Source organism: Bradyrhizobium sp. SPXBL-02, assembly GCF_051853065.1.
Lineage (GTDB): Bacteria > Pseudomonadota > Alphaproteobacteria > Rhizobiales > Xanthobacteraceae > Bradyrhizobium.
The window spans coordinates 1,634,056-1,649,424 of sequence record NZ_CP182474.1 but is presented as its reverse complement, the minus strand read 5'-3'; the positions used below and the strand labels follow the sequence as shown (position 1 = coordinate 1,649,424).

Genomic DNA, 15,369 nt, shown 5'->3' with positions numbered 1-15,369 from the left:
AGTTGTCCAGTTCTCCTGAGACAAATTTCCGGCGCGGGCTTAAGAGACTTGTCATACTCGGACTGGGGCAACTTACGTTCGCTCAAGATTAGAGGATCGGCGTCGAAGCTCCATTGTACTAACGTAAACTTTCGATATCGAAACGTTCGACGGTCTATACCAACGTTTGCCAGTCCTTATCATTTTGTCTTGCGTCGGCTGTGCATCGCCAGCTGCAAACCAGCTATTGAGGCGGCGTGGATTATAGTTGTTATACCGACCGTTAAGCCGGGCCCCCTGTTCGGAAGCCGCAACCCGCCGCTCCTCCGCGCCTCCCTGAGAGCGCGCGGATGCATACATGCGCATGAGAATAGATAAGGCTCACAGATGGACGCCATCTATCTCATTGGAAATATAGCCAGGCGGCAAGCGCCCCGGGCAGGCGTGTCGGCGCTTACACTTCGTCTCACCTGCCTAGGATCATCGCCGTTGCGACGTCGCCTGACTTTCATCTCTTGAGATCGATGTTTGGCATACATCAGTCCACCTATAAATCAATGTATGTGGTGTGTATTTCTTCATGATGTGTATGACAGGGGCTAACGGTCGCGCTCCTTTGGTTGACGGTGGAGCGCGCGTACGCATCTCGATTTCCGGGAAGCGACTACGCAACGGTTTTTCGGAGCGAACTCTTTCCGGCGTAACTAAGCGAGATCATGGCGGCTCACGATTCAAAACGGCGCGTTGCGCTGATTACCGGCGTCACCGGGCAGGATGGCGCATATCTGGCGCAGCATTTGCTCGGTCTCGGCTACACCGTGCATGGGATCAAGCGCCGGTCGTCCTCCTTCAACACCGCGCGCGTCGATCATCTCTACAAGGACCCGCATTTCGGCGATGTGCCATTCCTAATGCATTATGGGGACATGACGGATTCGTCCAACCTGATCCGGCTCGTCCAGCAAATTCGGCCGACCGAGATCTATAACCTGGCCGCACAGAGCCACGTCCAGGTCAGTTTTGAGAGCCCGGAATACACCGCCAATGCCGACGCGATCGGTGTGTTACGCCTGTTGGAAGCTATCCGCATCCTCGACATGAAAACGGAGACGCGCTTCTACCAAGCCTCGACATCCGAGCTTTACGGCCTCGTGCAAGAGGTGCCACAGAAGGAAACCACGCCATTTTATCCGCGTTCGCCCTATGGCGTCGCCAAGCTTTATGGCTACTGGATTACGGTGAATTACCGTGAGGCCTACGGTATGTTCGCGAGCAACGGCATCCTGTTCAACCATGAGAGTCCCATCCGCGGCGAGACGTTCGTGACCCGCAAGATCACCCGCGCCGTTGCCGGCATCGAGGTCGGCCTCGAGAACAAGCTCTATCTCGGAAATCTCGACGCCAAGCGCGACTGGGGCCATGCCCGCGACTACGTCGAAGGCATGCACAGGATCCTGCAGGTGGATGAGCCCGGTGACTTCGTGCTTGCGACCGGCCAGACACGGTCTGTCCGCGAGTTCGTCGAGCTGGCGTTTGCCGAGGTCGGACGCAGCATCGAATGGCGTGGTAAGGGCATCGAGGAGGTCGGCGTTGATAAGGCTTCTGGCAAGACCCTGGTACAGGTCGATCCGACCTATTTCCGTCCGACCGAAGTCGATCTCCTGATCGGGGACGCCAGCAAGGGGCGCGCGAAACTCGGCTGGGCGCCGAAAACGTCGTTCTCGCAGATGGTGAAGGAAATGGTCGCCAGCGATCTCGTCCAAGCCAGACAGGACGCAGCAAATGGCAAGCGCGGCGTTTGAGCTGAAAGGCAAGACCGTTTTCGTCGGCGGCCATCGCGGCATGGTTGGCGCGGCGCTGACGCGCCGACTGGCACGCGAACAGGTCGATCTCTTGACGGTGTCACGAAGCGAGGTTGATCTGCGTGACCAAGCCGCGGTGACTGCCTGGTTTGCAGCGAAGAGGCCGCAGGCCGTGTTCCTCGCCGCAGCCAAGGTCGGCGGCATCGTCGCCAACAACACGCTGCGCGCCGAGTTTCTCCACGACAACCTCTCAATATCGAGCAACGTGATCCAGGCGGCCCATGCCAACAGATGCGAGAAGCTGATGTTCTTCGGCTCCTCCTGCATCTATCCGCGCCTGGCGCCGCAGCCGCTGCGAGAGGACTCGATGCTGACCGGCCCGCTGGAGCCGACCAACGAGCCCTATGCAATCGCCAAGATCGCGGGCATCAAGATGGCCGAGGCGTATCGCAGCCAGTACGGCGCCGATTTCATCAGCGTGATGCCGACCAATCTATACGGGCCTGGCGACAATTATCACCCCGAATACAGCCACGTCATGGCCGCGCTGATCCGCCGCTTCCACGAGGCCAAGATTGAGGGCGGAAGCAACGTCGTGGTGTGGGGTACCGGCAAGCCGCGCCGCGAATTTCTCTACGTCGACGATCTCGCCGACGCCTGCATCCATTTGATGAAGACCTATTCCTCGCCGGAACCGGTCAATATCGGCACCGGCGAGGACATCAGCATCGCCGAGTTATCACTCATGGTTGCGGCCGCCGTCGGCTTTCGCGGTGAGATCAGCTTCGACACGTCGCGCCCCGACGGAACGCCGCGCAAGCTGCTCGACGTCAGTCGGCTATCCGGGCTCGGCTGGCGCGCCACCACCTCGCTCAAGGAGGGCATTCAGCTGGCATACCGGGCGTTTCGCAGTGAGGGCGATCGACGGCACAAGAGTGATCGGCTTGTTCTCGAAAAGGAAGCCTGCATCACGGATTAGAGCAACCCCACCAACGATCCGAGTGGCGGGCCGAGCCATTCACGATGATTGGTAAGCCCACCTTTTTATCAAGAGAGCGCCAACTGTCTTTTGCCTCTCCCGTGGGTCGAGCTTGGTTCCGAAGCCGTGAATATCCGGCACCGCTTCGCCTAGCAGCCAGCAGCGGACGTAAGCGGCGCTCTGCCCCAACCTTGTAGAGTTCGAGCTGATCGGCAAGATGCGAGCCGACACATACAGTTCGCATATATGGCTGAGCATATAGTTGACGCTTCCGAACCGCGGGGGCGGGTGGAAATTCCACGTGGGTGCGGGACATTCGCCGGCGGTGGAGCGACGAGGTCAAGGGGCGAATCGTGGCCGAGTCGTATGCGCCGGGCGCGGTCGTGTCCGAGGTGGCGCGCCGGCACGGTATCTCGCCGCAACACCTGTTCGTTTGGCGCAAGGCGGCGCGCGCCGGCATGCTGAGCCTGCCGGCCGACGAGGCGCCCCTGTTCGTTCCGGTGGTGACGGAGCCGCGCCCCGCTGGGACGGTCGCGGAAGTGGCAACGCGGAGCTCGACAAAGATCACCATCGAGATTGGCGGCGGTGGTTCACGCCGCGGCCGGGGTTAACCCGGCATGGCTGCGCGATGTGCTGCGGGCCGTGAGGGCGGCAACATGATCGCAGCGTCGGCCGGCGTGAAGGTCATGGTCGCGACGAAGCCAATGGACTTCCGCAAAGGTGCCGACGGTCTCGCCGCGCTGATGCGCGAGCAACTCCGCCAAGATCCATTCGCGGGAACGATTTTTGTCTTCCGTTCGAAGCGAGCGGACCGTTTGAAGATTTTGGCGTGGGACGGGTCCGGACTTGTGCTGCTGTGGAAGCGGCTGGAGCATAACGCGTTCCGGGTGGCCGCCGATCAGCGATGACGTGATGCGGTCTCCGCCTCGCGGCTCGCCGCGCTGATGGACGGCGTGGTTTGTGCGTCTGCATGCCCACGAAGTTGCGCCGCCAACCGCAACATCGTGCCTCGCGACGGATTGAATCGGGTCGGCCGCGGTATTCCACAACGACCCGCGAATCAGGTTGAGTGGGTGCGTGAGCGAGACCGCAGAGCAGCTTCCGATCGATATCGATGCGTTGCAAGCGCTTGTTACGGCTGCGCGCGCGGAGCACGACAGCGCGATCGCAAAGTACGACGCTGCGATCGCAGAGCGCGACGACGCGCTGTCGCAAATGGATCGCCTGCGGCACCTCTTGCGCCAGCTAAACGCGCGCAGTTCGGCCGCAGCTCGGAGAAGCTCGATCCTGAGCAGCTGCAGCTGGCGCTCGAGGACATCGAGCAGGCCGTGGCCGGCGACGAGGCGGTCGAGGACAAGAAGGATCCTGCGGGCGCTCACAGGCGCGCCGACAAGCGTTGTACCAGTCGCGGCGCGCTTCCGCCCCATCTGCCGCACGTCGATGTCACGATTGCCCCGGAAGATACCAACTGCCCGTGCTGCCGCGTGCCGATGCATGTGATCGGCGAGGAGACGTCGAAGCGGCTCGACCTCGCTTCGGCGCAGTTCCGCGTGATCGTCACGCATCGTCCCAAATATGCCTGCCGGGCCTGCACGGATGGCGTGGTTCAACCCCAGCACCGGATCGGCTGATCAAGGGCGGACTGCCGACCGAGGCGATGGTCGCCACGTAGTGGTCGCCAAATATGCCTGGCATCTGCCGCTCTACCGGCAGGCCCAGATGCTGCTGGCGCAGGGCATCGACATCAAGCGCGCGGTGCTTGCGTTCTGGGTGGCCTATGCGGCTGCGGAGCTTCATCCGCTGTGGCTGCGGCTGCGCGAGATCATCTTGACCGCGGGGCAAGATCGCGGTCGACGAGACCACGGCGCCGGGCTCGATCCTGGCCGCGGCCGCAACAAAAAGGGCTTCTTCTGGGCGATTGCGCGCGACGATCGGCCGTGGGGCGGGACCGACCCGCCGACGGTGACCTATACCTACGCGCCCGGTCGTGGTGCTGTCCATGCGCTCAAGCTGCTCGACGGCTATCGCGGCAATGCGACGGCTATAGCGTCTACAAGACCATTGCCGAAACCGCGCCTGACGCGGCGATCACGCTGGCTTTCTGCTGGGCGCACCTGCGGCGGCGGTTCTTCGACGTTGTCCAGGCCGGTCCTGCCCCGATCGCCAGCGAGGCGCTCGAGCGTATCGCCGCTCTCTATGCCATCGAGAAGACGATCTGGGGTAGCAGCGCCGATGAACGCCATGCCGTCCGCCAGGAACGCAGCAAGCCTCTCGTGCTGGCGCTCAAGGCCTGCCTCGAGCATCAACTCACCCGCGTCTCGGGCAAGGCGACGATCGCTGAGCATATCCGCTACGCCTTGAACCACTGGGACGGGCTCACGCGGTTCCTCGACGACGGCCGCATCGAGCTCGACACGATATAGTCGAGCGAAGCATTCGCCCTCTCGTCCTCAATCGTAAAAAACGCATTGTTTGCAGGGCATGATCAGGGCGCGGAGAACTGGGCCTGCATCGCTTCGCTGATCGAGACCTGTAAGCTCTGCGGTGTCGAACCCCAAGCCTACCTGACTGACGTCCTCACCAAGCTTGTCAATCTCTGGCCGACCTCCCGGCTGGATGAACTCATGCCTTGGGCGTGGGCCAAAGGGCACGCGGCACACCTCGCCGCTTGACGAGCCAGGATCCTGGATCGCGGCCGTTCCGGAGGGCCCCGTTGCCAGCGGCTCAGTGCGGTCGGCCAGCTTCGACAAACCGTCGCGGGCCGCCTTGCGCCAGGCCAGAGGTTGCTGCGGCGAGATCTAGTGCTGACGCGCGACTTCCGACATCGCCGCGCCAGGTCCAAAAGATTCCGTCACGATCTGTGCCTTGACATTGTCGCACCAACGACGGCGCCGGGCCCGAGCCCGTAGTGCGTCAACGACATCCGTACTCACGTTTCGATCCGCTCTCTTCATGACGGAACGCATATTGCAGGCCAGCCCGACTACAACCTCGCCAAAATCAAGGCCGCGTGCCATCCCTGAGATCAATCTTCGCAGGCTCATCTCAGGTTTTGGTAAGCCGGGGCCACCTGTCAGTTCCACAGCGCCTTGCCCCAACGTAATGTGGGTATGCCTGATGGGAGCACCAATCGATCGGGCCGATGGCTCGTCCTAACTTTCAATCCTCGCGCTCTTGCCAAGGACCTACCGGCTAACGGGATGCTGACAGCTTCGCGGGGGCGTATTGGACCCTCGCGACGCGCCGAAACGTCCCTCTACATAAAGTCATCGTCTTCCCAATCCGGCGCGGTATTTTGTGCTCCCTCGGAACGTTGCGTAGCCCTGCCTTCACTCTCCTCCGCTTTTAGATAAAGTCGAGGTTTGTTCTCTCGCTGCCATTCACCGTGGCTGTTCTTGCCCCATTTGTCGGGATGCCGGGTGGGGTCAAGGACCATCAGCGAGTTACTTATCTCAACAAAACCCAACGCTGCCGCACGGGCTTTCGCTTCCGGATTCACAGGATGAGAAAGGACCAAGGGCTCGTCGCCGTCAAGCCGAAGTTGATGCTCCAGCAAGATGTCGCCTGCGTTATCGACCAGGGGATGCGTAACCCGAAAATCTATCGTCGATGTGATGTCAGACCGTCCGGGAAACTGTTCCTGCCAGCGGGCGCGCGCCTCTTCCTCTTCGAACAAATCACTGGCGGTAGCTCCTCCTTCCGTCCGGAGAAGTCCAACGCTTTTGTTTCCTAGTTGATAGCTGAAATGTCGTGCGTCGCCTGAACCGGCCTTCCTGCCATGATTATAGGCGACGTCCGCAGCGCGTTCCGCTTTCAACGCCACCGAACGCGAATACTGCTGGGGATTGGCCGCGATACGCCCGACTTCATCGCCATAGTAATCTTCCAGTAGTCCCTGAAATGAGGTGCTTGAGATCTCCACGATGGGTGGTTTGGCAGTTAGTGAGTACGGCCGCGCTGCTGCCGAAGATGAACCAGTGTAAGACCTCGGTGGCGCTATCTGCATACCGGAAAAGACGTCCTCGAAGCTTCGGCCTTGATTTGTTTGCGTACCGCCGGTTTCAGCTTGTGTCATTTCATCAAAGTCGGAACTACCCATCCACGGAAAGCCGGGTGAACCATCTAGTCGGTTGTACATGGACGTTCGCGCTCCCATCCAAGAAAGCTGTGTTGAGTGTCAGGCTACACATGCCGAGCGGGACTTTGATAGTCAGATTCTCTGACGAGAAGCTGACTGGAAGTGTCAAGCATCTTGCAAATCAGTTGTACATAAGCTCAAGCGATGGGGTGTCTTTGCCGCTTACCAGCGGACCACCGACGTGTTCTTCTCTCCGAGAAGATGAGGCGCCCACCTCGGCACCAAGTGCGCGAAGATCTCGATGTCACAGGAAGCGTGAAGCGGTCGTAGGCTCCTTCGCGCGCACCACGGAGCAAACCCACATTTTATTTGATGGTCATTACCTGACCATCTCGGTATTAGCAGCGCCGGTGAAGTCGAGCTCGGCTAGGTTCGCGCGGTCGGCGCTCGCGTCGTCACGGTGATCGGACGCGATCGCGACGTAGAGCGCTGGGAGCACGAATAGCGTGATCAGAGTGCCGACAGACATGCCGGCGGCGAGGACCAGCCCGATCGAGAAGCGGCTCGCCGCTCCAGCTCCCGTTGCAGTCAATAAGGGTATGAAGCCCGTGACCATCGCCGCCGTCGTCATCAATATTGGGCGCAATCGGACGCGCGCCGCCATCTCTATAGCCGAGCGACGGTCAAATCTCTCCTTCAGCTGCAGCTCATTGGCGAACTCAACCATTAGGATGCCGTGCTTAGAAATCAACCCGACAAGTGTCAACAGTCCAACCTGGGTGTAGATGTTCATGGTCGCCCAGCCAAAGAACGGCGGAATCAACGCGCCGACAATTGCCATCGGCACGCTGATCATGATGATGAGCGGATCGCGCAGACTTTCGAACTGCGCCGAAAGCACCAAGAATATGATGATGAGTGCAAATCCGAATGTAATGACCAGTTGATTACCCTCTTCCACATACTGGCGCGCGTCGGCCAGGAAGTCGTGGCTGAAGCCTGCTGGCAGATTCTTCGCCTCGGCTTCCAGGAAATCCACAGCCTGTTCGATCGTGACGCCGGGCATCGGCACTGCCTGAAAAGTCGCGCAATTGAGCTGATTGTAGTGGGTGAGCGCGTTAGGATCGGTGGCGGTCTCGATGGAGACTACGGTAGACAGTGGAAGCATTGAACCTGCCGCGGTCTTTACGTAATAGCTCCCGATTGCTTGCGGCACCAGACGTTCCTCTCGGGGAACCTGCGGGATCACCTGGTAAGAGCGGCCCTGCAAATTGAAGCGGTTGACGTAGTTTCCCCCCAGTAATGTGGCAAGCGCATTCCCGATGGTCTGCATGGTGATGCCAAGCTCGTTAGCCTTGGATCGATCAACCTTGATTCGTACCACCGGCTGGTTGAACTCGAGGTCGGAGTCGCTCACCATGAACAGGCCGCTCTTACGCGACGCATCCTTCAGCTTTGACATCTGCTCGTAGATGGATTGGAAGCCAAGGGTCGAACTGATCACCATCTGCACTGGTAGCCCGTCCGAACCGCCCGGAAGCGGAGGCAAGCTAAAGGCAAACGCGTTGATGCCTTCGATTTTTGACAGCTCGGCCTGGACAAGGGACTTTAGTACAATCGATGATCGCTTGCGCTCGTCCCACGGCTTGAGCAGCATGCCCGCTAGGCCACTCTGCTGGCCGCTAACGCCATTGAGCACGAAGCTCAAGTCAGTCTCTGGGAGTTTCTGGAACGCGTGTTCGAGCTTGGTGCCGTAATAGTCGAGGTAGTCGATATTGGCGTATTTCGGCGCCTTCGTTAAAGCGAATACGATCCCTTGATCCTCCTCGGGGGCAAGTTCTTTGGCAATGTGCATATAGAGAAAGCCGACGAGTCCAAGCATGGTTAGCGCAAACAGGCCCGTAACCGGTCGATAGTCAAGCGAGCGGTCGAGCTTGCGGCCGTACCACTGTGTCATGGCGCCGAACGCACGGTTCACAAATCTTGCGAACCGCCCCTCCTCGTCGCGCTTCAGGAGGAGCGAGCACATCATCGGCGATAGCGTCAAAGCGATCACGCCCGAGACGATCACCGCTCCCGCTAGCGTAAACGCGAACTCGCGGAACAGCGCACCGGTGAGGCCGCCCAGAAATCCGATTGGGGCATATACCGCAGCCAAAGTAATCGTCATGGAGACAACGGGGCCGACGATCTCGCGCGCTCCCGCTGTGGCAGCCCCTCGAGGCGTTGCACCTTCTTCTAAATGGCGGTGAATGTTCTCCACCACCACTATCGCGTCGTCGACTACGAGACCGATAGCGAGAACCATTGCAAGGAGGGTCAAGAGATTGAATGAAAACCCCAGCACCAGCATCATGCTGCAGACACCAACGAGCGACAACGGAATAGTGACAACAGGAATGATGACCGAGCGCAGCGAGGCAAGGAAGAGGAAGATCACGACCACAACGACCACGACGGCCTCAATGAGCGTCTTCTCAACTTCATCGATCGATGATTGAATAAATTTGGTGGAGTCGTAGGCTACCTTCATCCTCAGTGACGGCGGCAGGTTACGCTCGATTTCTGGAAACAGACCTCGAACGCCTCGCGCTATGCTTAGAGGATTTCCTTGCGGGCTCGCCTGCACGCCGACAAAGACCGCGTGCTCACCATTCATCGCGACACTAATGTCAGCAGTCTGCGCGGCAAGCTCCACTACCGCAATGTCCTCCATGCGCACAAAGCCACCGTCATTGGCCTTCACGATCATGCGCTTGAAATCTTCGACACTCCGCAGATCCGTGTTTGCCGTGACATCGGAGATAGTGAAATAGCCCTTGGTCTGGCCCGCCGCGGCCTGGAAGTTGTTAGCGGCGATTGCAGCCGAAACCTCAGCCGGCGACACGCCGTGCCCAGCCATTTTGGCACTATCGAGCCATAGCCGCATCGCAAAATTCTGGCCGCCCAGAATGTCTGCCGCTGCAACGCCGTCGACCGTTGAGATAACCGGTTGCACGACGCGTGAGAGATAGTCGGAGATCGCGCTTGCCGCCAGTTCCTCGCTGGAGAAGGCGATGTACATGACAGCAGTCTTCTGACCCGTCGACTTCGTGACAACTGGATCGCTTGATTCCTTCGGGATCAGGTATTTGACTGAGTTGACCCTGGAGAGCACCTCCGTGAGCGCTTCGTTGGGATCAAAATTGAGCTTGATGTAGACTTTGATGGTCGAAGTACCAAGCACAGACGAGGAAGCAATGTAGTCAACCCCCTCGGCGGACGCGACAGCCTGCTCCAGGGGAGAGGTGATGAACCCCTGAATCATGTCGGCAGAAGCGCCAGGATAGGAAGTCGTGATATTGACGACCGTATTAGATAGCTTGGGATATTGCCGGATCGGCAGTACGGCGGCCGCGCGCAAGCCGATCAGCAAAATCAAGGAACTGACGACGATAGACAATACCGGACGTTTGATGAAAAGCTCGGTAAATGCCATATCGACTCATGTATCAAGAGTGGGATGCAAATTCGCCGCAACTTATAAAGCGGAATGATCACCAATGCTGCGGCTGTGCTAGAGCCCCCGGCATGAGGGACGCGCTATTGGCTACTCTAAGAGCTCACGCGCTCGCGGGTGCGGACGCCCTATCCTTCGCTTCCATGTTCATCGCTCGAGTAAATGTTATTCCGCTGCTCTGATGGCTAAATCCCCATCTCGATGATCGGCGCCTGCTATAAAGCTCCTGCCTTCTCAGCCGGAGGTCCTGACTCCAGATGTTCGTCGTAACGATTGATTGGGACTCAACGAATTATAGCAAGGCAGCAGCCCAGGTTTCGCACTGACCCGCAGACCAATGATCGAGGTTCGACGTCGAAAGTACAGGCGACGTGACGGGTGCTCAACCCTACAAAGGTCAATGGGTGATATAGCCTGGGCTGTAGAGCACTATACGAAGGTTTGTCGAATTGATCGCTGATCGCCGTAGAGCAAATCTCGTGATGTTGTCGGACACAAAGTTTTAGGTCCCACAATATTCCGTACGCACCGGCTACCTATCCTCGCTAAGTCGCTAAACAAAGTCGCGTTGGAGTTGGCCCTTCGCTACCAGCTCGACGCGCCTTTCGGAGATGCTTTGAGCATTTCTTGCCGCTCAATATGCTGCGCGCGGTTTAGCCACGCATTGCGCTACCGAGTTGGCAACCCAGTAAGACGTTGTCGATCAGCCGCGTTGAGCCAACGTAGGCTGCCGCACAAAGCGCCGCGGGGCGCCGCAGTGGACTATCGGCGGTTTTGAGCGTGTCACCGTCGACAAGTTCAAGATACTGCAGTCTGTCAACTGCCTCTAAATGCCCCCTGGCGACCGCAATCAGCTTTTCTACGTTGCGCTCTCCCGAGCGAAATTCGTCGAGCGCGGCGGATAGTCCCCGATTGATCGCAAGGGCCCGCTGACGCTCTTCTTTGCTGAGATAGCGGTTGCGGCTGCTCATTGCGAGCCCATCCCGTTCGCGAACGGTTGGTACAGTGACCATCTCGATCGGGAGATTGAGATCAATTACCATGCGACGCACGACTGCGCATTGCTGAAAATCCTTCTGCCCAAAAAATACGACATCGGGCTGCACCATATTGAACAATTTGCATACGACGGTCGCGACACCGCGAAAATGCCCAGGCCTGAAGACTCCGCACAGAGGTTTGGCGAGGTCGCCCGGTTCAACGAAGGTTTCGAAATGGCTCCTATAGACTTCCTGTGTATCCGGCGCGAAGAGGATCGCAACACCGCCATCACGGCACAGTTCCTCATCACGTAGAAAGTCGCGCGGGTAGCTGCTGAGATCCTCGTTTGGTCCGAACTGAGTGGGGTTGACGAAGATGCTGACGACGGTGACGTCGCATTGCGCCTGGCTCGCCGCGATCAGCGCCATGTGACCATCGTGAAGATAGCCCATTGTCGGCACCAATCCGACCCGTCGATCGGCGCCGCGGGATTTAGCGAGAGTACTGCGAAGTTCAGCAACCCTCGTGATTGTTTGCATGTGGAGCTCTATATCAAGCTGGGTTGGACGGCGCCCAGGTGGCAATTGCCTCTCCGACGCCTTCGGGAAGCCTATAGGACTCTTGCGGTCCTGGGAATGCACCACCGCGGACATCCGCGGCCCAGCGCGAGAGCGCATCATGCAAATACTGAAAGCCTTCTGCATAGGCGCGAACGAATTTGGGGCGATGACCTCCAGTGAGGCCCAGCACGTCGTGAAACACGAGCACCTGGCCCGAACAGTCCGGGCCGGCGCCGATCCCGATTGTCGGTATTGTCAAGGACTTGGTCGCTCGAGCAGCAAGCTCGGCCGGAATGCCCTCCAACACCAAAGCGAAACAACCGGCCTCCTGCAGACGGTGAGCATCATCGAGCAAACGCAACGCTTGATCCGCTTTCCGACCCTGCACTTTGAAGCCGCCCATCACGTTGACGCTCTGGGGCATAAGACCGAGATGACCCATCACAGGAATCTCGCAATCGACGAGGGCCCGTACCATTTCGATTCTCTTGCCACCGCCCTCGAGTTTCACTGCAGCTGCGCCTCGCTGCAAGAATCCGCCGGCATTGCGTATCGTTTCCTCGACGCTGACGTGGAAGCTTAGAAATGGCATATCGGCGACGACTAAAGCACGAGGCTTGCTGCGTACCACGGCTTCCAGATGATGGTTCATCATCGCAACGCTCACTGGAAGCGTATTTTCGAATCCAAGGCAAACGTTACCCACACTGTCACCAACGAGAATGATGTCGACGGACGGATCCGCGATACGCGCCGCAACCGCGTCGTAGGCAGTCGTCATGACGAGACGCCGACTGTCCTGCTTCCACCGCTGCAGCATGGGAATTGTGATGCGATCGATCGGCTGCTCCGAAACGTGGCTCATTTGGACCTCAGTTCGATTTTGCGGTGCGAATGTGGCAAAGCTTGAACTTCGCTTAACTCGCCGACGACTTCGAAGTCATAGCTATCCACAGCGACGAAATGATCGAATATGTCGGGTGATCAGCAGTCTAGGCGCTGCGAAACGCAGGTGAACCTCTGGGCTTTAACTCAACTAATTTGCTGCTCATCCAAGAAGGAAAAACAGCAAATAATGAGTTAGTCGGGATTAGCAGATCCGCGCAACTGCGGCGTTGAGAGCACAGCAACGCGAGCCCTGCGCTGAGAATTGGTGGAAGGGCCGCTGCGAGACAATGGGGTGGCATCGAGGGGTGATGGAACCGTGGTAATGAAGATTGCCTCCGTCTCATGCTTCGCAGCGTATACTGTTCTCGTTTGAAGAATGTTCGGCCTGCGGCGCAAACGGTACTTCCTAGGGAGCGTGGAAGAAAATTGTCAACTTGCGCAAGAGAAAAAGAAATCGACGGCTCAAAAATGGCCCGGGAATGGATGAAAATCCTTTTGGTTGCGCCATCATCGCCGCGAGACTTTCTTCGCTTGTCTGTTAGTTATGCAGGCCTGCGTCGGCTTCCGCCGATTCGCCGACCGGCTACCGCGGTCGGCGACCTAGAGCAGCTCATGGGCTGGATTGACGATGTGCAGTGTAGAATTCTTTGAGGTCCGCCGAGGTGACGCAATAACTGCGGCCTGACAAAGATCGTATTTCCAAGCAGCGCAGCAGCAGATCTCGATCGCTAAAGAGCCCCTATAGAGCTTGGTGCCGATTTACTCGAGGCCGAGGCGTTCGCCCGCTTTTGGGGAAGCAAAGGTTCGTAGCGGGGTCCGCTGTCGGTCATGACCTGCTAACCTTGACGCCGACGCTTGTGGCGTCCCCGCCTTGAGGAGGGCCGCGGCGCAGCCCTGACGATCGCTCTTCATCGCCTTGCTGAACGTATTTCGGGAGGCATCCTCGATTCAGGTGTCGACATAATCCTGGCCAGGTTCTTCGCCGCGTACCCGCAGGCTGCTCTTTCAACCGGCCGGCACGGTTGGACTTGGCCAGCTTTTTTATATCGATGTGTCAGCTCACCGGGATGTTCACGTTCATAGCGCCGCACCGGCTCGGCCGGGTCAATCTGCGCAATCGGCGTAGCGCGGTCGTCGCACTCCGACTTCGGCGCATGTGGCAGGCAGAGTTTGGCTCGGCGTTCAAAGAAACTTATAGAGCGATCACGCTCCATCGACGCCTGCCCTTGCGGAACGCTTGACCCACTTGGCGACGGACTTGGCCGAAATATTGAATTGTAGCGCGGTTGGCCTTTGTCAGGCTACTATGATCACGCTCGGCACCATGGCTTCCCGATCTCTCGGCGTCAGAGCCGCATCCTTATGCGTGCCTATCAAGTCTCCAGGAGTGGGCTAAAGCTTCGCTAACTCCAGCTTCCTCGTTCACGACCTGTTGGACAATCTACCGAAAGCTCACACTAGTGGGCTCACAGACATGCTACCCGAACCGGCTGACACTCATGCGCCCCCTCTAAAAGCGCGCGTATGCGCGCAGCGATCTGCCGTGCTTCCTTCGGCCGCAGGTTGGGTTTCATGCAATCGAGTATGGTTAGCATTGCCTGAACTTCGTCCATGTTCAATGTGGCGACCTTGCGATCTGATAGTCCCAGAGACTGATCGGAGGCACGGACCTGATTGGATACAAGCACCGCAAGCGCTTGCGACCGCAGGGTCGTGATATGCCGCTCCAATATATGCATTTTTGGCCTGTAGCTGCCCTAGGCATGGTGTTGTAAGCGCTGGTGGCCAACCCGGTCACAAAGACTGGGGCTGGCCACCTTTGCTCCCATGAGGCTCAAATTCTCAAGGGTGACTAAGTTATATCTGCGAGAAGTAATGAAGGGCACCTACCAAAATAGGTCGGCCCCATCTCATCGGCGCCCCTCTAAACTGAGTCTTTGCCTTAAAGCAATTGGAGACACCAGCATGACCAGACACGTGGGCGTGCATAGAAAACAGTGCATAAAAGACAATGTCAGGCCAAACGCACATGAGAGGCGCAAGAATGTTGGCAGGGCAAGTCCAGACGAAGCGCGGTAGAATGAGAAGATTATCCGAGACCTTGAAAGCCGCGACAGGGAGTACCGCGTTGAAGAATCGACGACGCTGTGAGCGTCGTCGCCGCCACACATGGCGGACACAATTGCATCAAGACAACAGCGGACCGGACTAAGCCAAAGCAGTCTCCTTTCCCTTCCTGAGTATTGGCGAAAATTGATCGGAAGCAGTGTGGGTGCGACTCGGCGCCGTTTGGTTGCGCTGGAGCAGACGCTGTCCCTACCCCGCACTGCCAGTTGAACTTAGCAGAACTTGAATCAGCACTTTTCCCCCCATGCATGCAGTTGGCAACGCTTTTCCTGCCACCCAGCTAACTGCTCCAAACTGAGCTTTAAGCGGCGGCAAGAAGCTGATTACTTGTAAAAACAATCAAAATCGAAAGGAGAACTAACCCGCGAGTTGGAAGCATTGCGGACGCGACTCGGCGCCTGGCAGCCTGGGGGGCATCATGAGGCACTATTCTGCCGCATCCGCAATGCAATGAGCTTAACGGAAGCGTGACTCGG

General features: G+C 58.3%; 11 protein-coding genes and 1 pseudogene. 7 read left to right on the top strand and 5 right to left on the bottom strand.

Annotated elements, in window-relative coordinates:
- The first annotated feature begins 695 nt into the window (after positions 1 to 695).
- From gmd to ACNJYD_RS07715, 7 genes and pseudogenes are all read left to right on the top strand, one after another.
- Entirely contained in the window at positions 696 to 1,781 is a 1,086-nt protein-coding gene (gene gmd / locus ACNJYD_RS07745) for a GDP-mannose 4,6-dehydratase (RefSeq protein WP_439365806.1), read from the top strand.
- On the top strand, positions 1,762 to 2,760 hold the full coding sequence (locus ACNJYD_RS07740) for a GDP-L-fucose synthase family protein (protein ID WP_439365805.1): 999 nt from the start codon (positions 1,762 to 1,764) through the stop codon (positions 2,758 to 2,760). Before gmd ends, ACNJYD_RS07740 begins: the two co-directional genes overlap by 20 nt.
- 353 nt (positions 2,761 to 3,113) lie before the next feature.
- The gene (locus ACNJYD_RS07735) at positions 3,114 to 3,371 is read left to right on the top strand and encodes a transposase (protein WP_439365804.1); all 258 of its coding nucleotides are present in this window, start codon (positions 3,114 to 3,116) and stop codon (positions 3,369 to 3,371) included.
- A gap of 45 nt (positions 3,372 to 3,416) precedes the next feature.
- Complete coding sequence (gene tnpB / locus ACNJYD_RS07730) at positions 3,417 to 3,668, top strand: IS66 family insertion sequence element accessory protein TnpB (RefSeq protein WP_439365803.1); 252 nt, start codon at positions 3,417 to 3,419, stop codon at positions 3,666 to 3,668.
- A gap of 36 nt (positions 3,669 to 3,704) precedes the next feature.
- The gene (locus tag ACNJYD_RS07725) at positions 3,705 to 4,391 is read left to right on the top strand and encodes an IS66 family transposase zinc-finger binding domain-containing protein (protein WP_439365802.1); all 687 of its coding nucleotides are present in this window, start codon (positions 3,705 to 3,707) and stop codon (positions 4,389 to 4,391) included.
- Positions 4,336 to 5,183: pseudogene (tnpC, locus tag ACNJYD_RS07720) on the top strand (IS66 family transposase). The gene ACNJYD_RS07725 and the pseudogene tnpC overlap by 56 nt, the downstream one beginning before the upstream one ends.
- Before the next feature lie 45 nt (positions 5,184 to 5,228).
- On the top strand, positions 5,229 to 5,432 hold the full coding sequence (locus tag ACNJYD_RS07715) for a transposase domain-containing protein (protein ID WP_439365801.1): 204 nt from the start codon (positions 5,229 to 5,231) through the stop codon (positions 5,430 to 5,432).
- 126 nt (positions 5,433 to 5,558) lie between these two features.
- On the opposite strand, the gene ACNJYD_RS07710 is transcribed toward ACNJYD_RS07715, so the two are convergent.
- From ACNJYD_RS07710 to panB, 5 genes are all read right to left on the bottom strand, one after another.
- Positions 5,559 to 5,714: a transposase gene (locus ACNJYD_RS07710; protein ID WP_439367423.1), complete on the bottom strand. Its 156-nt coding sequence runs from the start codon at positions 5,712 to 5,714 to the stop codon at positions 5,559 to 5,561.
- Between the two features lie 302 nt (positions 5,715 to 6,016).
- The gene (locus ACNJYD_RS07705) at positions 6,017 to 6,898 is read right to left on the bottom strand and encodes an Effector protein NopP (protein ID WP_439365800.1); all 882 of its coding nucleotides are present in this window, start codon (positions 6,896 to 6,898) and stop codon (positions 6,017 to 6,019) included.
- 319 nt (positions 6,899 to 7,217) lie between these two features.
- A complete protein-coding gene (locus tag ACNJYD_RS07700; RefSeq protein ID WP_439365799.1) occupies positions 7,218 to 10,316 on the bottom strand; it encodes an efflux RND transporter permease subunit in 3,099 nt (1,032 codons plus the stop codon).
- A 674-nt stretch (positions 10,317 to 10,990) separates the two neighbouring features.
- Positions 10,991 to 11,857, bottom strand: a complete 867-nt coding sequence (panC, locus tag ACNJYD_RS07695) for a pantoate--beta-alanine ligase (RefSeq protein WP_439365798.1) — start codon at positions 11,855 to 11,857, stop codon at positions 10,991 to 10,993.
- Positions 11,858 to 11,870: 13 nt separating this feature from the next.
- The gene (panB, locus tag ACNJYD_RS07690) at positions 11,871 to 12,743 is read right to left on the bottom strand and encodes a 3-methyl-2-oxobutanoate hydroxymethyltransferase (protein WP_439365797.1); all 873 of its coding nucleotides are present in this window, start codon (positions 12,741 to 12,743) and stop codon (positions 11,871 to 11,873) included.
- Between the last annotated feature and the right edge of the window lie 2,626 nt (positions 12,744 to 15,369).

Excerpts from the sequence above, each read along its gene's own strand:
- tnpB (WP_439365803.1), top strand. The coding sequence starts at position 3,417 with ATGATCGCAGCGTCGGCCGGCGTGAAGGTCATGGTCGCGACGAAGCCA.
- gmd (WP_439365806.1), top strand. The coding sequence starts at position 696 with ATGGCGGCTCACGATTCAAAACGGCGCGTTGCGCTGATTACCGGCGTC.
- ACNJYD_RS07710 (WP_439367423.1), bottom strand. The coding sequence starts at position 5,714 with ATGAAGAGAGCGGATCGAAACGTGAGTACGGATGTCGTTGACGCACTA.
- ACNJYD_RS07700 (WP_439365799.1), bottom strand. The coding sequence starts at position 10,316 with ATGGCATTTACCGAGCTTTTCATCAAACGTCCGGTATTGTCTATCGTC.
- ACNJYD_RS07740 (WP_439365805.1), top strand. The coding sequence starts at position 1,762 with ATGGCAAGCGCGGCGTTTGAGCTGAAAGGCAAGACCGTTTTCGTCGGC.
- ACNJYD_RS07705 (WP_439365800.1), bottom strand. The coding sequence starts at position 6,898 with ATGTACAACCGACTAGATGGTTCACCCGGCTTTCCGTGGATGGGTAGT.
- ACNJYD_RS07725 (WP_439365802.1), top strand. The coding sequence starts at position 3,705 with ATGGACGGCGTGGTTTGTGCGTCTGCATGCCCACGAAGTTGCGCCGCC.
- panC (WP_439365798.1), bottom strand. The coding sequence starts at position 11,857 with ATGCAAACAATCACGAGGGTTGCTGAACTTCGCAGTACTCTCGCTAAA.
- panB (WP_439365797.1), bottom strand. The coding sequence starts at position 12,743 with ATGAGCCACGTTTCGGAGCAGCCGATCGATCGCATCACAATTCCCATG.